Annotated in this window: 19 protein-coding genes; 5 read left to right on the top strand and 14 right to left on the bottom strand. The window is 72.8% G+C overall.

The genetic code is table 11. The annotated features are described in order from the left end of the window. Window positions 1-221 precede the first annotated feature (221 nt). From AB0G28_RS25640 to AB0G28_RS25630, 3 genes are all read right to left on the bottom strand, one after another. Window positions 222-1,604 (bottom strand): DUF2252 domain-containing protein, encoded by a 1,383-nt coding sequence (locus AB0G28_RS25640; protein ID WP_361093818.1) that lies wholly within the window; start codon window positions 1,602-1,604, stop codon window positions 222-224. Between the two features lie 62 nt (window positions 1,605-1,666). Beyond that, on the bottom strand, window positions 1,667-1,831 hold the full coding sequence (locus tag AB0G28_RS25635) for a hypothetical protein (protein WP_361093815.1): 165 nt from the start codon (window positions 1,829-1,831) through the stop codon (window positions 1,667-1,669). Window positions 1,832-2,090: 259 nt separating this feature from the next. After that, window positions 2,091-2,597 carry a DUF1269 domain-containing protein gene (locus tag AB0G28_RS25630; RefSeq protein ID WP_361093812.1) on the bottom strand — a complete coding sequence of 169 codons (507 nt, stop codon included), beginning with the start codon at window positions 2,595-2,597 and terminating at the stop codon, window positions 2,091-2,093. 203 nt (window positions 2,598-2,800) lie between these two features. On the opposite strand from AB0G28_RS25630, the gene AB0G28_RS25625 reads away from it, so the two are divergent. After that, on the top strand, window positions 2,801-3,262 hold the full coding sequence (locus AB0G28_RS25625) for a hypothetical protein (RefSeq protein WP_361093809.1): 462 nt from the start codon (window positions 2,801-2,803) through the stop codon (window positions 3,260-3,262). A gap of 103 nt (window positions 3,263-3,365) precedes the next feature. Beyond that, window positions 3,366-5,921 carry a LuxR C-terminal-related transcriptional regulator gene (locus AB0G28_RS25620; protein ID WP_361093806.1) on the top strand — a complete coding sequence of 852 codons (2,556 nt, stop codon included), beginning with the start codon at window positions 3,366-3,368 and terminating at the stop codon, window positions 5,919-5,921. Window positions 5,922-5,926: 5 nt separating this feature from the next. Here AB0G28_RS25620 and AB0G28_RS25615 read toward each other — a convergent pair whose 3' ends face one another. The 6 genes from AB0G28_RS25615 to AB0G28_RS25590 form a co-directional block, all read right to left on the bottom strand. Continuing rightward, a complete protein-coding gene (locus AB0G28_RS25615; RefSeq protein WP_361093803.1) occupies window positions 5,927-7,150 on the bottom strand; it encodes an AI-2E family transporter in 1,224 nt (407 codons plus the stop codon). Between the two features lie 113 nt (window positions 7,151-7,263). Further along, the gene (locus tag AB0G28_RS25610; RefSeq protein ID WP_361093800.1) at window positions 7,264-7,821 is read right to left on the bottom strand and encodes a TetR/AcrR family transcriptional regulator; all 558 of its coding nucleotides are present in this window, start codon (window positions 7,819-7,821) and stop codon (window positions 7,264-7,266) included. Next, on the bottom strand, window positions 7,821-9,062 hold the full coding sequence (locus tag AB0G28_RS25605; protein WP_361093797.1) for an amidohydrolase family protein: 1,242 nt from the start codon (window positions 9,060-9,062) through the stop codon (window positions 7,821-7,823). Before AB0G28_RS25605 ends, AB0G28_RS25610 begins: the two co-directional genes overlap by 1 nt. Further along, on the bottom strand, window positions 9,059-10,546 hold the full coding sequence (locus AB0G28_RS25600; protein ID WP_361093794.1) for an FAD-dependent oxidoreductase: 1,488 nt from the start codon (window positions 10,544-10,546) through the stop codon (window positions 9,059-9,061). Before AB0G28_RS25600 ends, AB0G28_RS25605 begins: the two co-directional genes overlap by 4 nt. Continuing rightward, complete coding sequence (locus AB0G28_RS25595) at window positions 10,543-11,439, bottom strand: alpha/beta fold hydrolase (protein WP_361093791.1); 897 nt, start codon at window positions 11,437-11,439, stop codon at window positions 10,543-10,545. The genes AB0G28_RS25600 and AB0G28_RS25595 overlap by 4 nt, the downstream gene beginning before the upstream one ends. Further along, the gene (locus tag AB0G28_RS25590) at window positions 11,436-12,224 is read right to left on the bottom strand and encodes an alpha/beta hydrolase (protein WP_361093788.1); all 789 of its coding nucleotides are present in this window, start codon (window positions 12,222-12,224) and stop codon (window positions 11,436-11,438) included. The genes AB0G28_RS25595 and AB0G28_RS25590 overlap by 4 nt, the downstream gene beginning before the upstream one ends. Before the next feature lie 58 nt (window positions 12,225-12,282). Here AB0G28_RS25590 and AB0G28_RS25585 point away from each other — a divergent pair, with 58 nt between their 5' ends. Beyond that, window positions 12,283-12,960 (top strand): TetR/AcrR family transcriptional regulator, encoded by a 678-nt coding sequence (locus AB0G28_RS25585; RefSeq protein WP_361093786.1) that lies wholly within the window; start codon window positions 12,283-12,285, stop codon window positions 12,958-12,960. Here the strand turns inward: AB0G28_RS25585 and AB0G28_RS25580 are convergent. Continuing rightward, window positions 12,926-14,500, bottom strand: a complete 1,575-nt coding sequence (locus tag AB0G28_RS25580; protein WP_361093783.1) for a glycoside hydrolase family 44 protein — start codon at window positions 14,498-14,500, stop codon at window positions 12,926-12,928. The two genes, AB0G28_RS25585 and AB0G28_RS25580, sit on opposite strands and share 35 nt — an antisense overlap. 276 nt (window positions 14,501-14,776) lie before the next feature. After that, window positions 14,777-15,043 (bottom strand): hypothetical protein, encoded by a 267-nt coding sequence (locus AB0G28_RS25575; RefSeq protein WP_361093780.1) that lies wholly within the window; start codon window positions 15,041-15,043, stop codon window positions 14,777-14,779. Window positions 15,044-15,053: 10 nt separating this feature from the next. On the opposite strand from AB0G28_RS25575, the gene AB0G28_RS25570 reads away from it, so the two are divergent. After that, window positions 15,054-15,692 carry an expansin EXLX1 family cellulose-binding protein gene (locus AB0G28_RS25570; protein ID WP_361093777.1) on the top strand — a complete coding sequence of 213 codons (639 nt, stop codon included), beginning with the start codon at window positions 15,054-15,056 and terminating at the stop codon, window positions 15,690-15,692. A 6-nt stretch (window positions 15,693-15,698) separates the two neighbouring features. On the opposite strand, the gene AB0G28_RS25565 is transcribed toward AB0G28_RS25570, so the two are convergent. Next, on the bottom strand, window positions 15,699-17,300 hold the full coding sequence (locus AB0G28_RS25565; RefSeq protein WP_361093774.1) for an RICIN domain-containing protein: 1,602 nt from the start codon (window positions 17,298-17,300) through the stop codon (window positions 15,699-15,701). A 158-nt stretch (window positions 17,301-17,458) separates the two neighbouring features. Beyond that, window positions 17,459-17,989 (bottom strand): hypothetical protein, encoded by a 531-nt coding sequence (locus AB0G28_RS25560; protein WP_361093771.1) that lies wholly within the window; start codon window positions 17,987-17,989, stop codon window positions 17,459-17,461. Between the two features lie 290 nt (window positions 17,990-18,279). On the opposite strand from AB0G28_RS25560, the gene AB0G28_RS25555 reads away from it, so the two are divergent. Beyond that, entirely contained in the window at window positions 18,280-18,783 is a 504-nt protein-coding gene (locus AB0G28_RS25555) for an AAA family ATPase (RefSeq protein ID WP_361093768.1), read from the top strand. Window positions 18,784-18,804: 21 nt separating this feature from the next. On the opposite strand, the gene AB0G28_RS25550 is transcribed toward AB0G28_RS25555, so the two are convergent. After that, on the bottom strand, window positions 18,805-21,477 hold the full coding sequence (locus AB0G28_RS25550) for a glycoside hydrolase family 9 protein (RefSeq protein ID WP_361093765.1): 2,673 nt from the start codon (window positions 21,475-21,477) through the stop codon (window positions 18,805-18,807). Window positions 21,478-21,700: the final 223 nt, after the last annotated feature.

Below are 21,700 nucleotides of genomic sequence, written 5' to 3'. Positions count from 1 at the left end.
TTCCGCGGATGCGGTGCCGTACCGGATCGGGCCGCGGAAGGCGTCGCCGATTTCCGCGGCGTGCTCGTCGTGCCCGTTCCACCCGAGACGATAGTTTTCGGAACCGTGGCCGACTCCCGAAACCTTCCGGAGATTCTGCGTGAGCTCGAGACACTCGGGATGCACGTGGAGTCCGTCCACCGGGTCCGGGAACTCCGCTGACCGCCGGGCGGCGCGGCCGCTCACGCGCCGGCCGCCGCCGCCACGTGACCGAGCCGGATCGCCTGGCGCAGCGCGGCGTGGTCGCGTTCGTTCTGGTCGGCGCAGGACACCGCGAACTCCCGGATGGCTTCGGCGAACGCCGGACCCGACCCGAGGTACGCGGCGATCGCGAGCGCGTCCCCGGTGCGCGCGTGCGCCCGGGCCACCGTCCACCCGTACAGCCGGGCGTGGGCACGCAGGACCTCCGGCGTCATCGCCGGGACCTCACCGGCGTCGCGCCCGTCACGCAGCCGGCGGACGTGGAATTCCCGGGCACCGCCCCCGAAACCCGCGGCGCGGGCCCAGCCGAGGAAGACGTCCCCGGTGGCCTGGATCCGCCGCTGCCCGGCGACCACGCGCCGGCCGGGCCCGCCTTTCGCGGCGGCGGCGCCGGTGTACTCCTGCAGCACCGACGGCCCGGCCTCCTTCAGCTGCAGGAAGAGCGGATCCCCGGTGCCCGTGCGCACGAGCAGCACCACCCAGCACCGCGTCCCCGCGTCGCCCGGCCCGCTGACCGTGCGTGCCGCGTCCGCCAGCCGGTAGCGGTCCAGCAGCGCCCGCCGTGCGGGACCGAGGGTGCGGCGGTACTTCGCGAGCACGGCGTCCAAGCGGTCGGTGAGCGTGGCCGGGTCGCCGTCACCGGCGAGCCGGCCCGCCGGCACGACCAGGGGACCGCGGGCGGCCAGGCACAGCCGGCCGTCCCGGATTTCGGTGAACCGGTGCGGGCCGGGGGCGGGGCGCCTCGCCGGTCCGAGCCGGTGGGCCGCGACCACGCGCAGCGTCCGGGCGTCGGCGGGGGCGAAGAAGATGTCGAGCGTCGTCCGGCGGGCGAAGTCGTGCATCGCCTGCCGGTAGGACTCGGCGGCGGCGAGCACCGCGCGTCGGCGCATGGCCGGCGGATGCCCGAACTCCCGGCCGGCAACCTCGAAGCTCGCGGCCAGCCGTTTGACGTCCCATTCCCAGGGCGCCGGCAGGGTTTCGTCGAAGTCGGCGAAGTCGAAGACCAGCCGGCGGCCCTGGGCGGTGGACAGGCCGAAGTTGGCCAGCTGGGCGTCTCCGCAGGCCTGGACCGTGAATCCGGTGCGCGGGGTCAGCGCCAGATCGGCCGCGGCCGGCAGCGCGGCGCCGCGGAAGTAGGCCAGCGGTGAGACGGCCATCCGGCCGTAGCGCAACGGCCGCAGTTCCGGGACCCGCCCGGCGTCCTGCCGGGCCAGCAGGGTGAGGGGATCGGCGCGCCGGACGGGGCTGGGGAACTCCGCGTGACCGGCGAGGGGCACGGCGGTGCGGGCGGCACGGGCCCGGGCGATCCGCGCGTCGGGATCGGGTGACTTCCGGGCGGAGGTCTGCTGTTCGGTGAGGGGCATGCGACGGATCGTCGGCCGGGAAACCGGGTTCGGGCGTCGCCCGCCGGGGGTGAAGCGGGGAGTCATCCACCACGGGTGACGACCGGGAGCGGCGCGGGCCGCAGGGTGTGCCGTGGAGGTGCGGTGATGACGAAGCGGACGGCGAGCGGCCCACCGGCGCCCCGGCGGGGTGTCACGGGGATCTCCCCGGTGGTGTCCGCCGCGTGCTCGCCGCCTCGCTTCGCCATCCCGTCAGGCTCGTCCTGCGGCGCTCTCGGGGGAGCGACCGGGGTGGGCCGGCCTCCCGCCGGTGGCCGCGGCGGCGCTCGGGGGCGCCGCCGCGGTCCGGCCCGTCGCAAGTCGTTCGGCAGCGCCGGCACCCGGCGAGCTCCGGTGACCGGCGGCAGCCGTGACTCCCGCGGGGCTGCGGGGCTGGGGTGTCTTGAACGAGTCGTTCAAGACACCCCAGGTCCTGAACGACTCGTTCAAGACATGAGCGGGTGGGCGCTACAGCAGTTCCCGCTGCGGGGCTTCGCCGAAGGCCTCGCGCAGCCGGGCTTCTTCCGCTTCGGACAGGTTGGTCTTCAGCAACGTCGCGCCGGTTTCCTTGAACGGCTCGACGACCCGGTCGATCACCGTGTCCTGGGACATCACGAACAGCGCGGACGTCCCGGGGGTGACCTGGGCGCGGACGGTTTCGATGAACTCCTCGTCGATCCCGACGTGGCTGAGCGAGCCGGTCAGCGCCCCGATCGCCGCGCCGACGGCCACGCCCAGCAGCGGGACCAGGAAGATCAGGCCGAACAGCAGGCCCCAGAAGGCCCCGCCGAGGGCACCGGCCCCGGTCAGGGAGCCGAGGTCCTTGGTCTTCGGCTTCTTCCGGCCTTCCGGCCACGTCACGTAAGCCGCATCGGCGATCGAGATCAGTTGCTGCTTCTGCAGCTGCTTGAGCAGATCCAGTGCGTTTTCGGCACCTTCGACGGTCGGGAACCGCCAGACGGTCAACGTGGACACGACGTCCTCCTCGGTCCGGGATGGGTGGTCACGCCGCACTGTTTCCCGGGCCCCGCCGCGCGGCATCGCCTACGCCGTGTGAGCCGCTGACCTCCGGCGATCGGCCGACCCGATCTCACCTCGGGCGGGCGAGGACCGGCGGACGGGCCACCGACCATGATCGCCCGGGTCCGCAGCCCGTCGACGAACGAGGAAGAGGGATCATGACCGAACCCATGCAGCCCCGGGCCGGAACGACCGGTGGCAGGGCACCGCTCCCGCCGGAGCCGGCCGTCGCGCGGTCGCGGCGGGTCGGCTGGATCTGGTTCGCGGGGGCGATCACCGTCCTGGCCGGACTGTTCAACGTGGTCGAGGGCGCGGTCGCGCTGTTCGACAAGGACTACTACGTCGTGGGCCCGTCCGGGCTGCTCGTCTTCACCCTGACCGGTTGGGGCTGGATCCACCTGATCGTCGGGATTCTCGTCGTGTTCACCGGCATCGCGCTGTTCACCGGCGCGGTGTGGGCGAGGGTCGTCACGGTCGCGCTCGCCGGGTTCAACGCACTGGCGCAGCTGGCTTTCCTGTCCGCGTACCCGTTCTGGGGCGTCATCGTGATCGCCCTCGACGTCCTCGTGATCTGGGCCGTCATCGTGCACGGCGACGAAGCCACCTACGAAATCTGGTGACCCCGGCGTCCTGCCGGCACGCCGGTGATCAGTACAGTCGTGCCCTCCGTCCGGCGTCGACCGCGGAACCGGGGCGAACTCTCCCGACAGCCGAGAGGTGGACGTGCCCGATCGAACGACGACCCCGTTCCGGCCGGTTCCCGGCGCCAAGGTCGCGGTGCCGCGGCTGCCGGGGATCTTCGTCCCCCGCCCGCGGCTGAACGCGCTGTTCGCCCGGGCCACCACCCGGCCCGTCACGGTGGTCCGGGCACCGGCCGGTGCCGGCAAGACCACCGCGCTGGCCGGCTGGGCCGGCGACGGCCGCGACGTCGCCTGGGTGTCCCTGGACGAGGAAGACAACGACGAGTCCCGGTTGTGGGCGGCGATCCTCGCCGCGGTGCGCCGCTGTCCCGGGGTGCTCGCGGACGGGGCCGCACACCGCCTCGGCCCGCCGTCACCCGGGCGGCGGCGGGCCTTCCTCGCCGACCTCGAGGACGCGTTCGCGGGTCTGGACCGCCCGGTCCGGCTGGTGCTGGACGACCTCCAGGAGATCTCCCGCCCGGAACCGCTCGAAGCGCTCGCGGCGCTGGCGCACCAGCTGCCGTCCGGGCTGCGGCTGGTGCTGGCCACCCGGGTCGAACCGCGGCTGAGGCTGGCCCGGCTGCACGTCGAGGGCCGCCTCTCCCGGGTGGAGGCCGGCGAACTCCGGTTCGCCGCCCGGGAAACGGCGAGCCTGCTGCGGGCCACGGGAGCCGTGGTGGGCGACGACCGCCTCCGCGAGCTCACCGAACGCACGGCGGGCTGGGCCGCCGCCCTCGGCTGGGCCGCGGTATCGGTGCGCGAAGCGGACGACGCCGACGCGCTCGTCGCCTCCGTCACCGGTGATGATCGCGCGGTGGCACGGTTCTTCGCGGACGAAGTGCTCTCGCGGCTGCCCGAGCCCACGTCGGATCTGCTGCGGTGCCTCAGTGTCTGCGACACGGCGAGCGCGGCGCTCGCGGTCCGCCTGTCGGGCCGTCCCGACGCCGGGGCCCGCTTGGACGAGCTCGAGCGGGCGATGGGGCTCGTCACGCGCACCCCGGCCGACACCTACCGGCTCCCGCCGCTGCTGCGGGCCTTCCTGCGTGCGGACCTGGCCCGCCGGGACCCGCGGCGGGTGCCGCGGCTGCACGGGATCGCCGCCCGGTGGTACGCCGGCGAAGGCCGGTTCGGGGAAGCGCTCCGGCACGCCGTGGCCGGCCGGGACCGGCAGCGCGTCCTCGCCCTGGCCCGGGACCACGCCGTGCGGCAGGTCCTCGCCGGCGACGGCGAACCGGTGCGGGTCGCGCTCACCTACCTGGGCGCGGAGACGGTCGCCGCGAACCCGCCGCTGCGGCTGGCGTCGGCGCTGGAGAACGTCCAGCGCGGGCAGCTCGCCGAAGCCGCGGCCGACCTCGGCCCGGCGGACGGCGGCTGGTGGCCCCTCGCCGCCCGCCACCTCGCCTTCGTGACCGGCACGCGCCCGCCGCCGGAGGCCGGGACGCCGGCGCCGCGGCCGCTGGAGCTCGACGCCTGGGTGAACCTCGACCGCGCGTGCCGGTCCTTGCGCCGCGGTGCCCGGCGCCACGCCGTCACCCAGGCCCAGGAAGCCCTGCGCCTGGGCCACGGCGAGCGGCTGGAGCACCTCGTCCTCCACAGCAGGCTGGTGCTGGCGATCGCCACCGCCGTCGGCGGGGACCACCCGGCGATGCGGCGGGCGTGCACCGGCGCCCTCGCCGTCGCGCGACGGCACGGCTGGCGCCGGGTCCCCGGCGTGGCCGAATGCCACCTGCTGCTGGCCTACGACGACCTGATGCGGGCCGAGCCGGTGGCCGCCGCCCGGGAACTGGCCCAGGCGGCCTCGGCCGAGGTGCCCGGCGGCATGCCGCTGCTCGGGCCGCTGCGCGAGTTCTTCGAAGGCATGGTCCGGTTCGACGACGGCGACCGGACGACGGGCTCGCAGGTGATGCGCGCGGCGCGCCACCGGCTCGCCGTCCTGGAGCTGCCGCGCGAGCTCGTCGGCGTCTGCGCGGTCGCCGAATACCACGCGGCCCTCGCGCTCGGCGAGGGGTTGCACGCGGCGGAGGTGCTCGCCTGGGGGCACGAGCGGCTGCCCGGCAGCGGCGAGCTGGCGGTCCTGCGGATCCGCGCCCACCTCGCCGCCGGCGAAACCGACGCGGCCGACGCGGTCCTGCGGGAAACCGCGTCGGCGACCGCGCTGCTGCCCGCCACCCCGGTCGAGCGGTGCCTGGCCGAAACCGCGCTCGCGCTGCGTTCGCACCGGCGGACCAAGGCGTTGCACGCCCTCGACCGCGCGCTCGCCCTCGCCCGGCCGAACGGGCTGGTGCGGCCGTTCGCGCTCGCCGAGTCGCGGGTCGGGCACCTGCTGATCGACCACTCGGGCGGGTTCGGCTCGCTGGACCGGTTCGCGCAGGCGGTCCACGGCCGGCTCGTCCCGCACACCCCGCCGAGCAGCCTGACCGATCGCGAACAGGTCGTGCTGCAACGGCTGCCCTCCCAGCGTTCGCTGGACGAGATCGCGTCCGACCTCACCGTCTCGGTCAACACGGTGAAGACCCACGTGCGGGCCATCTACGGCAAGCTCGGCGTGAACAACCGGCGCTCCGCCGTCGTGGTCGCCCGCCAGCACGGCCTGACCTGAGCCCGTCATGTCCCGTCACGGCGCGGGGCGGAGAGCAGCGCATCGGCCCAGCGGGCCCGCGGGTCGACGTCCACCAGCAGCGCCTTGGCCAGCAGGGTCGCCGGCACGGCGAGGATCGCGCCGAGCGGGCCCAGCAGCCAGGTCCAGAACACCAGCGCCAAGACGGTGACCAAAGTGGACAGTCCGACCGAGCCGGCCACGAACCGGGGCTGGACCAGCGACTGCACCACGAAGTTCAGCAGGGCGTACACGATGAGGACCACGACCAGGTCGCGCCAGCCGCCGTCGAGCAGGGCGATGAGCGCGGGCGGGGCCACCCCGATCACGAAGCCCACGTTGGGGATGTAGTTGGTGACGAAGGCGAGCAGCCCCCACAGCACGGCGCCGGGCACGCCGAGCAGGGCGAGCGCGGTGGTGTCGAGCGCCGCGACGAGGCCACCGAACACGGTCGTCACGATCAGGTACCGGCGCGTCCCCGAGGCGAAACCGCGCAGCGCGGCGGCGATCCACGGCCGGTCCTGCGCGATCCGGCCGAGGCGTTGCCCCGCCCACGCCGTCTCGGCGCTCAGGAACAGCAGGAGGGCGAACAGGAAGGCCAGGTTCGTGACGAGCCCGCCGACGCCGGCGAGCAGCGAACCGGCCAGGCCGACCAGCTTCCCGGCGTCGACGGAGGACAGCATGGTGCGCAGCTGCGCTTCGCCGACGCCGAACCGGCCGAGCACGGTCAGCCCGTCGTGCATCAGTTCGTCGACCCGCTCGGCGTAGTGGGGGACCAGGGCCGAGAGCTGGGCGACGGACACCACGACGACGAGGAAGAAGGCGAGCAGGACAGCGTAGACGGCGACCACCAGGACGGCGACGGTCAGCCAGCGCGGCATTCCCTTGTCCCGCAGCCACTTCCGCAGCGGATCGAGGGTGATCACGACGACGAGGGCGAGGAAGACCGGCCCGGCGAACCAGGCGACGGCCCGGACACCGGCGAGCACGACGACCGCGGCGGCGGCGCCCAGCAGCACGACGAGCGCGCGGGGAAAGGAGGTGCCACCGGTCCCGTGATCGCGTTCGGGCGGCCACGGAACCGGCGGCGGTGGCGCGCCGCCGCCGAACCGGTCGGCGAGTCCCCGGAACGAGCCCCGCGCGGAGCGGCGCTCCCGCCGGCGCGCGGCCCGGTTCCGCTGGGGCTTACGGAACCGGTGGGCCGGGAAATCGGTGAGCGTGGCTCGCACCATGCGGATCCCCTCCGGAAACGGGCGGCGGCGGTCCCACGGTGCCGGTTCCCGGAGCACCGGTCGTCACCCGGTGCGGGCGAAAGCGGTGGAGCGGCCCTCCGCAAGCACCGGCGTCAGGCGGGAGAGGGGCCGGTGAGGCCGTGGAGGACGAGATTCGTGATGGTCTCGGCGAGGGTGCCGTCGTCGGCGGGCAAGGCGTGGTTGAGACCGGCGAGCATCGCGCCCACCGCCGCGGCCAGCAGCTCCGGGTCGCCCGGTAGCGGCTCGCCGCGGTCACGCAAGTCCTCCAGGTGCCTTCGCAGCGGCGCCGTCCAGCCGGTCAGCTCGCGCCGGAACCGTCCGGAAGCCGGCGCGGCGGCGACGGCCGACTGCACCAGGGCGATGACCGTCGGGCGGTGGGTGCGCATCGCCGTCCAGCACGCCGTGACGTGCTCGCGGGTCGCGTCGTGATCGGCCGGGTGGGGAGCCGCCGCGTCGAGTTCGCCGCGCAGCACCGCGAGGATCTGCTCCTTGTCGCTGAAGTGCGTGTAGAAGGACCCCACCGCGCGACCGGCCGCCGCCGCGATGTCGGTGATCTTCGTGTCGAGGTAGCCGCGTTCCCCGAACAGCCGCTTCGCCGCCGACAGCAGGTCGGCCCGGGTCCGGCTCGCGAGTTCGTCCCGCCGGCCCATCAGCCCGCGAGGTGGGCCGCGGACTCCCGCACCCGCTCCCGCACCGCGCCGAGGTCCACGTCGAGCAGGGCGTGGTCGCGCTTGCGCCAGCGCCCGGCGACCATGACCGCCTCGACGTCGCGCGCGTACAACGCCGCCGCGATCGGGTCCGGCCCGAAGCTGTCGAGGACGACGAGGTCCGCCTGCAGGCCCGGCTCGAGCCGGCCGACGCGGTCGGCGAGGCCGAGTGCTCGCGCTCCTTCGACCGTCGCCCAGGCCAGCGCCTGCTTGGCCGTGATCGTCGCCTCGAGCGAGAACGGACCCGGCGCCTCGCGGTGGTCGTGGTGCCGTCCGCAGGCCAGCGCGATCCGGGCCGCGGAGAGCACGTCGGCGGGGGTGACGGCGTCGGTGTCCGTGCCCAGCGACGGCGCCCCGCCCAGCCGGAGCAGCTGCGCGATGACGGGCCAGCCGTGGCCTTGTCCGAGCTCGTTCTCGGGCGTGCACGTCACGCTCGCGCCCGCGTCGACCAGCGTCTTGAACCACTCCTCGGTGAGCCCGGCGCCGTGCACGACGTTGGTGGCGGGGCTCAGCAGCCCGGCGGCCCGCACCGCTTCCCACCCGGGACCGGGCTCCCCGCCGCTTTGGTGCATCGACGCCACGAGCCCGCGCTCGGCGGCGGCGCGGAAGTCGGCGACCGCGGTGTCCGGAGTGGACAGTTGCGGGCCGCGGATCGCCATGCCGATGGTGAGCAGCGGGCCGCCGCGCAGCCGGTCGACGTCCCGCAGCGGGTAGGCCGCGGAATACGGCGTCCCGTACAGGAAGACCCCGCGGACGCCGGACGCCCGGAGGCCGTCGAGCGCCGCGTCGGTGTGGTCCGGGGTCAGCGTGTTGTGGCACCAGTCGCCCACGGTCGTCGTACCGCGGTCGAGCTGGCTCAGCGCGCCGGCGAGCGTCCCGATCCGCATGTCCTCCGGGCGGTAGCGCGGGGCCACGGAACCGTGCAGGCGGCCGAGGTAGTCCGCCAGCGTCCAGTCGGCGCCCACGCCCCGCAACGCGGTCTGCCACGTGTGCAGGTGGGCGTTGACCAGGCCGGGCAGGACGATCCGGTCCGTCACGTCGACGACCTCCGCACCGGTTCCGTCGAGGCCTTCGCCGACGGCGGCGATGCGGTCGCCTTCGACCAGGACGTCGGCGCGTTCGGTGTCGGGCCGGTCCGGCGCCATCGTGATGACCTGCGCGCCGCGCAGCAGGACGCGGCTCATCGCGTCACCTCCGGTGTCATGGTGCGAACGGCGGCGCGGGTCGAGGCGAGGAAGTCGTGGGTCGCGATGTGCCCGAGGTAGCCGTCGGGCCGGACGAGCAGCAGCGTGTCGCCCTCGATGCCGTAACCGCGGCGGAAGCCGGGCCGCGGCTCGACGACGACGCGGCGCAGCGGCGCTCCCGCGTCAGGCCAGCCGAGTTCGTCGCTCGCCGCGGCGGCCTTCGGGCCGCACGCGACGAGGGTGAAGTGCGGCCCCCGGTAGGTGTCGAACAGCCGCGAGCCGGGCAGGTCGGCGTCCGGTGCGCGGTCGCCGACCCGCAGCGTCTTCGTGCGGTCACTTCCGGACGGCGCGAGCGGGCCGCCGTGGTAGGTCAGGGACAGCTGCTGTTCGTCCTTGCCGCGGCGCAGGCTCGACGGGTCGAGCTTCGCCAGGCCTTCGTACTTTTTCGTGGACAGGCCGAGCACGCCCGCGGCGATCGGCAGGCGTTCGGCTTCGTAGCTGTCGAGCAGCCGCGCGTCGGCTCCGGCGAGGACCTGGCCGAGCTTCCAGCCGAGGTTGTAGGCGTCCTGGATGCCGGTGTTGAGGCCCTGCGCGCCGGCCGGGGTGTGCACGTGCGCGGCGTCGCCGGCGAGGAAGACGCGCCCGCGGCGGTAGGCCTCGGCCAGGCGGATGTTGGGCCGGAACACCGACCGCCACCGGAGGTCGCGCACGGCGATCCGCCGGTTGCCGGTGTGGGCCCGGATCCGCCGGGTGATCGCCTCCTCGCCGTCGGGTGGTTCTTCGTCCGGGGAGAGGCGGATCATCCATTGGAACAGGTCGGTGTGCGGCAGCGGGCAGGCGCCGGCGAACCGGCCCTTCACCCCCGGCCAGACGTGCCAGCGATCAGCGGACAGGCCGGTCGTGACGGCGTCGGCGATGAGCATCCGGTCCTGGTCGTGGGTCTCGCCGAGGAAGCCCAGGCCGAGGTGTTTGCGGACGGCACTGGCCCCGCCGTCGGCGCCCACGAGGTAGCGGGCGGTGATCCGGTCCGGGCCGTCGTCGCCGAGGACGGTCGCGGTGACCGTCACGGCGTCCTGGGTGAACCCGGCGAGTTCGCGGCCGTATTCGACCTTCCCGCCGAGCTGCTCGAGGCGGTCGTGCAGCACGGAGTCGGTGCGGTACTGGGGTATCAGCCGCGTGTTCGGGTACGGGACGTCGGCGGTGCGGTCGCGGTTGCGCAACATCCGCCACGGGACGGTCACCGGTCCCAGATGGATACCCAGCCGGGGGTAGTCGCTGCTGCCGGCGAGGACGTCGCCGAGCACGCCGAGGTCGTCGAACACCTCGAGCGTGCGGGGCTGGATCCCTTTGGCGCGTGAGCCTTCGAAGGAGTGCGGGGCCTTGTCGACGATCCGGACGGCCAGGCCGCGGCGGAGAAGGTCGATGGCCAGGGTGGTGCCGGCCGGGCCGGCGCCGGCGATCAGGACGTCGAGGGGTTCGTTCATGGTTCGAGCCGATCGGGGTGGGGAACGGCGAACGACGCGAGCAGGTCGCCGACGTCGTCCGGCCGTTCGTAGGGGGCCATGTGGCCGCATTCGGTGATGACGTGGGTCTGCCGCGGACGCAGCAGCTCGTGGACGGTGTCGAGGTGGCTGATCGGGGTGACCCGGTCGTCGTCGCCCCACATCAGCAGGATCGGGAGACCCCGCTCGCCGGTGCTGCGGAACAGCTCCTGCCGCTCGTACAGCGGAAAGTCCCGCAGGGTCTGGAAGAACGCGTACAGGGAACCTTCGTACCGGTAGGCGTCCCGCACCATCGCGACGAGCCGGGCCGAGAGGCCGGGGTCGCGGACGTTGTGCCCGAGGTGGTCTTCCAGCAGCTTGCGGCCGAAGCGGCGGGCGACGAACCCGGCGAGGACGTCGTTGCGCAGCAACCGCTGCGGCCGAGGGCGTTCGGCCAACCCGGCCGGTCCGGCGATCGTGAGCGTGGCCACGGCGGCGGGATTCAGGTTCGCGTAGGCCATCGCGACCAGCGCACCCATCGACGTGCCGACCACGTGCCGCGGCGTCGTGAGGCCCAGCGCCGGGGTCAGCTCGGTCAGCTGCCGGACGAACAACGCCTCGTCGTAGCGGCCCCGGACGCGGTCGGAGTAGCCGCGGCCGTAGGCACTGTAGGCCAGCGTGCGCACGCCGCGGGTGTGCAGGCGAGCGGCGAGTCCGTCCCAATAGGACAGCGGGATCGTGAGGCCGCCGACGAGCACGGCGAGTTCGCCGTCGAGGGGACCGGCCAGCTCGTAGTGCGTCACCCCGTCGGAGAGCGGGACGAAGCTGCCGCGCAGGGTCCGCCGCGTGGCCGCGTCGAGCGTGCGGTCCTCATCGGACGCGACGAAGTACTTCATCGCAGGAACTCCCCGATCGCCGCCGCCACCCAGTCCGGGTCTTCTTCCGGCAGCAGATGCCCGCCGTCGGCGTGGACCCGCTCGACGGCGCCGGGGATGTCGCGGGCGAAGTGCTGCCCGTCGACGGCGGCGCTGCGCAGGACCAGCGTCGGGACCGCGATCCGCGGGATTTCGGCGCTGCGGTCCGGCTGGTCGGTGTTGGCGAAGTCGACGAACGCCGACCGGTTCCCCGGGCGGCTCGTCAGCGCGTGCACCCGGTCGACCATGGCGTCGTCCACGATCGCGGAGTTCGCGCCGACGGCTTCCCGCAGCCCGCGTTCGGTCGCGCCACGCGGCAGCCACCGCCGCAGCAGGGGGCGCAGCAGCGGGTTCCGGGCCAGCCGCAACCCGGCGGGCAGCGTCTTCCCGGGGTATCCGGTGGCGTTGACCAGGATCAGCGCGTCCACCCGCTCGGGGGCGTCCAGGGCCAGGTTCCACGCGATGTTGCCGCCGAGGGAGTTCCCGGCTACCGCGAAGTGGGGCAGGCCCAGCTCGGTCATGAACCGGGCGATCGTGCTCGCGTAGGTCCGGACGCGGTAGTCGCGGTCGGGGCGTGGGCCCGTCCGCCCGAAGCCGGGCAGGTCCGGGCGGATCACGTCGTGCGACGCCGACAACAGTTCCGCCACCCGCGCGAAGCCCTCCAGGGACGACCCGCTGCCGTGCAGCAGCACCACCGCGGGCCCCTGACCTGCGCGTTCGTAGTGGACGTGCACGCCGCCCACGGAAACTGACTGGGTGCTCTTCATAATGGCAACAGTGTTGCCGTTATTGCGGGAGGTGTCAACCGGCCGTCATAATCGGGGGGTGACCACTTCGTCCTCGCCCGCCGAGACCGCCCGGCGGTCTCGTGGCCGCCCCGCCGTCCCGCTGGACCGGATCCTCGCCACGGCGTTGCGGCTCGTCGACGAGGAGGGCGCCGAAGCCCTGTCCATGCGGAGCCTCGCGCAGCGGCTCGAATCCGGCACGGCCACGCTCTACCGCCACTTCGGCAACCGGGCGAGCCTGGTCACCCACGTGATCGACCGCGTCTTCGGCGAGGTCGACCTCGATCCCCGGGCACTGGCCGAACTGAGCTGGGACCAGGCCTGCCGGACGATCGCCCGGTCGATGTTCGACACGCTGGGCCGGCACCGGAACATCGCGCCCCTGCTGATGGAGCGGACGCCGACCGGGCCGAACGCGATGGTGCTGCGGGAACGCTGCCTGGCCGTCCTGCTCGACGGCGGGCTCCCGCCGAGCGTCGCGGCGCGTGCCTACGCGACCCTCGCGCGCTATGTCCTCGGCTTCGCGATCCAGCTCGCCGGGTCGGGCGGCGACGTCGAGCAGGAGCGGGCGTCGGCGCATTTCCACGACGTGTCGCCGGCGGAGTTCCCGGCCACGCTCGCGGTCGCGGACTCGTTGCCGGTGCCGCTGGCGGACGAGTTCGCCTTCGGCCTGGAGCTGATCGTCAACGGCCTGCGCGCGGCAGGACCAGCAACGTGACGGAGTTCGCCGGGTACGTCGTGGTGACGCGGCCGCGGTGCACGTCGAGATCCGCACCCCGCACGATCGAGGAGAGATTCGCCGGGCCGTAGGTGAACCGCTGCGCCTTGCCGTTGCCGAAGCCCGCGATCGACAGCGGGGAGCCGAGTTCCGTACCCGTCTTGTTGATCACCATCAGGGTCAGGGCCCCGTCGCAGCGGCGTTGCGCGCCGTAGATCGCGAGCTGTCCCTGGTCGCTGCTGACGGCCGACACGCTGATGTCGCCGAACTTGCTTCCGGCGCCGTCGTAGTTTCGGTACATCCGGAACGCGTACGCGGCGGGGTCCGCCGGTTTCGGTTCGCCCCAGATGGTGGCGAGGTCGAGCCCTTCGCGCCCGAAGATGCCGAGGACGTCGGCTTCGGCCAGCGCGCCGTTGATGTCGTCCAGGGCACCCCAGTTGTACTCGGTGATGGCGGTCTTGGTGCCGGGGTCGTACTGCGCGACCCACTTCTTCATCGTGCGGATGAACTGCAGCGGGGGAGCGTTGACCCCGCTCGGGCCGATCCAGGATTCCTCGACGTAGTCCGGATCCCACAACGAGCGGGTCGACCGCAGCCGCCACGCGTTGGCTTCGGGGGTCTTGTCGCCGCTGATCTGCGGGTAGTAGTGCTGGTCGAAGTAGTCGAGGAGCCGCTTGCCCGCCGCGTCGCCCGCGTCCTTCATGGTCTTCAGGAACCACTGGGACAGGTTGAGCCCGCCGTGCGCGGCGGCGTCCGCGCCCGGCGCGCAACCGTCCACACCCGACGCGACCCATTCGCAGTAACCCCAGCCCGACGGGCCCAGAACCGCCGCCCGCGGATCGGCGGTCTTGATCGCCGTGGCCGTCGCCGTGCTCTTGGTGCCCAGTTCGTCGTCGCTCACCGGGGCGGGGTGGACGTCGCGGTGGGTGGAGCTCCACAGCACGGGCTCGTTGTCGAGTTCGTAGATCGGGACGCCGCCGCGCGCCGCCGGGCCGAACTGGTTCACCAGGTGCGACACCATTTCGCCCGCGAAGGACGCGTCCGCCGGGACCGAGGTGTCCGTGGGGTCGGCACCGGTGAGGTCCGTGTTGTTCAGCCGGCCGTTGCCGCAGTTGGCGTCCCACTGGTCGAACGAGTCCTGGGCCGGGAAGCGCGTCGCCGGGAAACCGCAGGCGTGCGGCCACTCCGGCACGTCTTTCGCCACCCAGCCGGACATCGGCACGGTGACCACCTGCTTGATCCCGTGGTCCCGGTTGCGCTGGACGTATGCCTCGAGGGTGTTGTCCGGCCCGGCCACGATGTCTTCGAAGTACCAGTCGCTGCCGGTGTTGTAGGTGTGGTTCTTGAAGTTGTAGCGGCTGCTCGCGTTCCCGCCCCAGCGCGAGACCGGCGTGGCCAGTTCGGCGACGAGCGCGGGATCGCCGCCGTTCATCCCGTAGATGTCCGGGCTGATCGCGTGCCGGGCCGCGAACGGGTCGACGGACAGGGTCAGCCCGGCGGCGGAAGCCGGCGGCGCGGCCACGGCCTGCGCGGTCAGCACCGCGGCCAGGACACACCCACTCGCCGTTCCGGGCCTGAGAGGACGTCGTCGCCGAGCACCCATGAGGAGACTCCTGCCGTCGGTTCTGGGAGCGCTCCCATACGTTACCCGCCGGTGGTGTTCCGTCAATCGGTCGATCGGACGTGCGAGGGTGCTCAGGCGGCGGTATCGGGCCGGGCATGTGCTGCAGGTCCGGTCGCGGCCGGTCACTGAGGGTATGTTAGCGCTCACACAACCGCCGTTGACTCGCCTCCGAGCGCTGTCTACTGTGGACTGTCAAGCCAGGTCCGGTTCGGGAGGTGCGGTGCCCAGACGCGGGGTGATCGTGTCGGTGGTGGCGTTGTTCGCGGTGGCCGTGGCGGTCGTCGTCACGCTGGTGGCGACCCGGTCGAACGGGACGGACGCCGCCGCGGTGGCGAACGCGGCGGCCGGCGGTCCCGCGATCGGGACGCCCGCGACCTCGCCGTCCCCGACCACGCCGTCGAGTACGCCCCCGACCACGACGACCACCACGTCGGCCGGCGTCGTCCATCCGACGTCCACGGCCGCTCCTGTGGCTGCCTCGGGTGACGCACCGCTGGCCGGGAAGATCAAGCCGGGCGTCACCCGCTCCGGAGTGGCCACCTTCTACGACACGGACGGCACCGGCGCGTGCGGGTACGACGCGAGCCCGGACCCGCTGAACGCGGCGATGAACGTCGCCGACTTCGGCGGTTCCCAGGCGTGCGGGGCCTACGTCCAGGTCCAGGCGGCGGGCGGCGCGAGCGTGACGGTCCGCATCACCAACCTGTGCCCGGCGCCGTGCCGGGCCGGGCAGCTGGACCTCAACCCGAAGGCGTTCGACCGCCTCGGGGCGCGCAACCTCGGGGAGATCCCGGTCACCTGGAAGCTGGTGAGCGCCCCGCCCGCGAAGCGGATCTCCCTCCGCTACAAGACCGGGTCGTCCCAGTACTGGTGCGGCATCCAGGTGATCGACCACCGCAACCCGGTGGCCCGGCTGGAGGTCCGCGCGGGTGGCGGCTGGAAGCAGCTGCAGCGCACCGACTACAACTACTTCCTGTCCGAGAACGGCGCGGGGTGCGGCGGGTCGATCGCGGTCACCGACATCTACGGCGAACGGCTGGTCGTCGACCCGCTGCCGGTGAAGCCCGACGTCGTCCAGCCCACGAACCTGCAGTTCGCCCAGCACTGAGGCGGCTCACGCCGCGGGCGCGGTCCACTGCTGGTTCGCCTGGCCGTTGCAGGACCAGAGGATCACCTTGGTGCCGTTCGCGGTACCTTGGCCGCTCGCGTCCAGGCAGAGGTTCGACTGGACACCCGTGATCGTGCCGTTCGCGTTGACCGTCCACTGCTGGTTGGCCTGGCCGTTGCAGTCCCAGATGACCACCGGTGTGCCGTTCGCCGTGCCCTGGTTGGACGCGTCGAGGCACTTGGTGCCGTAGACCGTCAGCTGACGGCTCGCCGTGCGGGTCCAGGTCTGGCCGGGCGTGCCCTGGCAGTCCAGCAGCTGCAGCTGGGTGCCGTTCGCCGAGGTCCCGTTCGGCACGTCGAGGCAGCGACCGGACTGCTTGCCGGTGATCGCGCCGCCGGCCGGGGGCGTGCCGTCGGCGCCGGTGACCGTGAGCAGGACCGCCTCCCCGGCCGGGACGGACGTGGCGTAGCTCGAGGCGAAGGTGCCGCGGTCGGCACCGGCCCACACGTCACGCACGGTGGCGGAGCCCGACAGGCCGAGCGACGACCACCGGGCGGTGATGGTCGCGGCCGAGCCGGTGCGGTTGAGCAGGACGACGGCCCGGCGGCCCGTGCCGGACAGCACCTTCTGGTACACCTGGAGCCCGGAAGCGTCCTCGGCGACCTTCGTCCCCTGCCGCCCGAGCGCGTCCTGGTCGATGGCGATCATCTCGCGGTTGGTCAGCGCGGCGCGGGTGGCGGCGCTCATGTCGCTGGGCTTGTTGCCCGCGATCAGCGGGGCACCCGAGATCGCCCAGAGGCTCAGGTGGGTGCGGTTCTGCGCGTCGGAGAACCCGGACAGGCCGGCGATGAGCATGTCGGGGTCGTTGTAGTGGCCCGGGCTCTGCGCGCTCGCGTGCTGGGCGGCGTCGAAGTTGGCCAGCATGCGCGACATCGACGGCTTCTCGCCCCAGTAGATGATGTCGCCGCTGGTCCGCCAGAGGTTCGAGATGCCCGGCGCCCAGTTCCACGGCTGGTTGCCGCCCCACTCGCAGACGGAGAACACCATCGGGCGCCCGGTCTGGGCGGTGGCGCGCGAGATGGAATCGCTGATCGCGGTGTAGGCCGTGCGCGCGTTGAGCCCTTCGGCGTTGCCACCGCACCAGTCGACCTTCACGTAGTCGAAGCCCCAGCGCGAGAACTGCAGGAAGTCCTGGTCGTAGTGGCCTTCGGCGCCCGTGCCGGGGTAGGCGGGGTGCCCGGTCGGGTAGTAGTACCCGCAGCCGTTGCGGCCGGCGTCGGTGTAGATGCCCGCCTTCAGGCCCTTGCTGTGGATGTAGGCGGTGATGGCGGACATCCCGCCGGGCCATTTGGCGGTGTCGACGGTGATGTTGCCGCTCGCGTCGCGCGAGCCCGTCCACCAGCCGTCGTCGATGTTGACGTACTCGTAGCCCGCGTCCTTCATGCCGGAGGACACGATCGCGTCCGCCTGCCGCTCGATGACGGTGTGGTCGATCGCCCCGGCGAAGGAGTTCCAGGAGTTCCACCCCATCGGCGGCTTGGTGATCGGCGCCGCCGCGGCGGCGGCGCTCGACGGCGTCGTGAGGGAGAAGAGGGCGGCGATCAGCACAGCGACCGTCCACAGAGGACCAAAGCGGCGTGGCGATGCGACATGTTCGTGCGACAACGGAACCCCCATCAGCGTTGACGGCGAGCCGGACCGTGGCAGAGGTGTGAACGCTAACACAGTCGCGGCCCGCCGCCGTGAAACTTACATTCGCGCTTCGCTCAGCCGATGCCGAGCACGGATTCTGCGGTGGTCCAGTCGTCGAGCATGGCGTTCTGGGCGTTCCGGAGGGTGACCCGGCCGGCGCACACCGCCTTCTTGACGGCGTTCTCGACGGAGTCCTTGCTGTACGAGTTCTCGGCACCGGCGTGCGGCTCGGGCCAGAGGTTGCGCGGGTCCTTCGGGGCGCCGCCGAGCTCGAGGGGGAGGAAGTGGTCCTCCTCGTAGTCGGACAGGCTGGTGTCGGCGTAGCCGTAGTCGATGATGCCCTGCTTCTTCAGCCCGTTGGTGTAGCTGGTGGACGGGCGGATCGTCGCGGTCCAGCCGGACACGCAGATCGTCGAGCCGATGGTGGACTGGGTGACATCCGGGTTCTTGGCGCCCGGCGTGCAGGCCGGGTCGGGCAGCGGCAGATCGGCCTGCGAGCAGGACGCGGCGGCCGCCACCGCGGCGGTGCCGGGTACGGCGGCCAGGGCGAGGGACGTGGTCAAGACGGCGAGCGTGGCGCAGGCACGGAAAACGGCACGGCGCATGGGAGTTCCTTCCGCGTGGGGACCGGGGAATGCGCCATCACCCTGCGCGGGCACGGCGACGACACGGTGACAGTGAAGAAGCCACGAGATGTCGGCACCACTGCGGAACTGTTGGCCCGGTCAGGTTTCTGCCGGGCCGTCCGGAACATCCCGACGTTCGTCGGGTCCGCGGCCGCGCGGGGTGCTCCACGGTTCGGTGCGTTCACCGGACTAAGTGGACTCGTTGACACTCGGGCCGGCCGAGGAGAAGATCATGGGATGCGTGAGCGGGCCGTTGCCCACGAGGCCGAGTGAAGCCCGGCGGGCTGATCGTGCTCGGTGGTCTGCCGGGCACCGGGAAGACCACCGTGGCTCGCCCGCCGGCTCGTGAACTCGCCGCGGCCTACCTGCGGATCGACACGATCGAGCAGGCGCTCGTGGCCTCCGGCGAGCTCACCGCACCACCGCGGGCCGCCGGGTACGTCACCGGCTACGCGTTGGCCCGGGACCAGCTCGCCAACGGCGTCGACGTCGTGGCCGAGTGCGTGAACCCGCTGAAGATCACCCGTGACGCGTGGCGCGCCGCCGGTTCCCGCGTACTCGAGGTCGAGCTCGTCTGTTCCGATCCACGCCGGCACCGGGCCCGGGTGGAGGAGCGAGCCGCCGGCATCCCCGGGCACCGGCTCCCGACGTGGCGCGACGTCGTCGAGCGGGAGTACGAGCCGTGGGACCGCGACCATCTGGTCGTCGACACCGCTGCCACGAGCACGGCCGAATGCGTCGAGCTGATCCTGCGGGACTTCGCGCGGCTGTGATGAGCGAGCCGGCGCGATCGATCAGGGTTCGATGCCCCAAGCGAGCGTGCCCGCCTGGTACGCCGTCGCGGTGGTGAGGTCGGTGAACGACGCCGCCGTGCGGTAGCTGTAGTCGTCGGCCTGGTTGAAGGCCGACCAGTCGGCCTTGGCCACCCGGACCTGGACTTCGCCCGTGTTCGCGCCGGCGGCGAGAGTGCCGCCGGTGAACGCGAGCTCGACGTAGGCGTCGGCGCCGGGGCGCGGCGTACTGAGCTTCACCACGCGCAGGGTGACGTTGCCGCAGCCGAGAACCGCGTAGTCGCACCAAATCTGGTAGCCCGGGTTGGTGGCGTCACCCGTGAACCAGTAGCGCGCGGTGACGCCGGTGAGCGCGACGGGCGCGCTGCCCCGGTTGACGATCTGGAGGCTGGTGCGGATCTGGTTGTCGGCGGCGCCGCTGCCGGAGCGCTGCTGCACGGCGAGCGAGCCGGTGCCGGGGTTGCCGCCGCCCGTGGTGGTGACCGACACCGGGCTGCTGGCGGGGGACAGGTTGCCGGCGGCGTCCCGGGCACGGACCGAGAACGTGTACGCGGTGCCGGGCGTGAGACCGGTGACCTGGTAGCCGGTGCCCGTGGTGCTGCCGGCCGTCGCGCCGGCCGCGTTCAGCACGTCGTAGCCGGTGACGCCGACGTCGTCGGTGGCGGCGGTCCAGGTGAGAGCGACGCTGGTGCTGCCGGCGGTGGCGGTGAGCCCGGTGGGTGCCGACGGCGGGGTGGTGTCCCCTGTGGACGGTCCCGGCTGGGTGCCCCACAGCACCGCGGAGCCCTGCGTGAGCACCAGCCGGGAGTCGTCGGCGGGGGCGGACCCGCTCGGGGCGAGGCCGGTGTGCGACCAGTCGTCGGCGGGATCCCAGGTTCCCGTGCTGGTGATCCGGAACTGCACTTCCTTGCGGTAACGGGACTGCCCGCCGGGGGCGACGCCGCCGGAGCACGGCACCTCGACGTAGTAGACCGAGCCGGAGAACTGGCGCACCGCCGGCGCGTCGCACTGGTTGTACGCCGAGGTGACCGAGATCTGGCCGGGCGTGGTGGCGCCGTCGAGCGTGAAGTAGTAGCGCAGCGAGCCGGTGAACGTGCGCGCCGGCCACGCCGACTTGTTGAGCACGTACGCCTTGACCTCGGTGAACGTGCCGCCGTCGGGCTGGTTGAGCGCGCCCTGCGCCAGGATCTCCGGGCCGTCCGGGGTTTCCTTCGGCGGGAAGGCCGCCAGCGGCGTGCCGCCGTATTCGCCGTAGAGGCGGGCCAGCGCACCCGTGAAGCCGGCGTTGTAGTCGAGGGCGACCTCGTTCATCGTGTAGTTGGTGCGGTCGTCGGTGTAGGCGTCGTTGGCCGAAGTGGGACCGCCGACGAGTGCGCCGTACAGGATGTGCCGGCTCTGCGCGGGTTCGTTGATGTTGTCCGCCCAGGAACCGTGCGCAGTGCGGTGGTGCGGGTTGCGGGGCGGGCTGACGCCGAACCCGACCTCGAAGCTCGCGCCGCGTGGGTTGTCGCCGAGCGCGTAGTTGATCTGCCGGACGGCGAAGTCGTGGTAGGTCGTGGCGCGGGTGGGATCGCTGGCGCGCAGCCAGTCCGAGTAGGAGAGAGCCACGAACGCGGTGTTCGCCGCGTAGCGCAGCGAGCCCCACTGGTCGAGCACGGCCTGGCCGCCGGGGGAGTAGGGCACGCGCTGGCCGTTGACGCCGGTGGTCCACCAGTCCAGCCAGCGGTTGGCGTCGGCGACGTACTCGGGGTCGCGGGTGAGCTGGGCGAGCAGGACGTAGGCGCCGTAGGACTTGTCGTCCCAGGCCAGCGTCCAGCGGTAGGAACGGGTGGTGGTCTGCGGTTCGGTGGACAGCTTCTCGTATTCGGCGCGGGCCTTCGTCAGGTAGCTCGCGTCACCGGTGGCCTTGTAGAGCCAGATCGCGCCCCACACCAGCTCGTCCTGGTAGCCGCTCCACGACTTGTAGAAGTTCTGGGCGTCGGTGATGCAGTTCGAGTAGACGCCCCGGTGGTTGTCGGCGAACGAGTACAGCTGCTTGGCGTGGGTGAGCAGGGTGGCCGCGTAGGCGGGGTCGCCGGACTGGAAGACCATCGAGCCGGCGGCCATCTGCGCGGCGGCCTCGCCGGCGAGGTCCGAGCCGGGGCAGGAGTCGTCGATGCGGTAGGCGGGCCGCGCCATGGTCATCGTCTCGGCCGGGCCCCACCACTTGTGGTCGTCGTCGCCCTTGCCGACCTGGCCGTAGAGCACGTCGGGCTGCGGGTGCGCCTTGATCAGCCAGTCCGCGCCCCAGCGCAGGTTCGCCAGCAGGGGCTGCCACTGGCCGGAGTTCTGGTAGGCGGTGCGGTTCTCCAGCGCGCCCCAGGCGAGCATGGTCATGCTGAACTCGAACGGCAGCCCGAACTTGACGTGGTCACCGGCGTCGTAGAAGCCCCCGGTGAGATCCAGTCCGGCGTCCTTGCCGTCGCCGAGGGCGGAGGGACCGCGCCAGGAGACGCGGTTGTCGGCGGGCAGCGCACCGGAGCGCTGGGCGTCGTAGAACCAGACGGCCTTCTGCAGCGCCTCGCCGTAGTCGAACTTCCCGGCGGCGGCGGATGTCCCCGGAACCGCCAGGGTCAGGCCGAGCACGAGCAGCGCCACGACCGCCTGGGCCAACGCCTTCGTCGTCGAAGTGCGCACGCCGCCTCCTCGATTCTGGGAGCGCTTCCAGAGCGAGGGTAAGGAGCCGGATCCGCTCTGTAAAGGGCCGGCTATCGAGAGCCCGCCGGCTAGTCGAGGCCGGCCGCCGGCAAGTCGAAGGCCTGGCGGAGCAGGTCCGGGGTCGCCGGGGTGGGCGTCCTGCCACGCGTTGACGACGGTGGGCACGGCGCACAGGGCGACCGAGGCCACCAGGTGCGGGCGG

The organism is Amycolatopsis sp. NPDC021455, from assembly GCF_040640995.1.
Lineage (GTDB): Bacteria > Actinomycetota > Actinomycetes > Mycobacteriales > Pseudonocardiaceae > Amycolatopsis.
The sequence above is the reverse complement of the archived record's forward strand: the minus strand, read 5'-3'. Positions and strand labels throughout refer to the sequence as shown.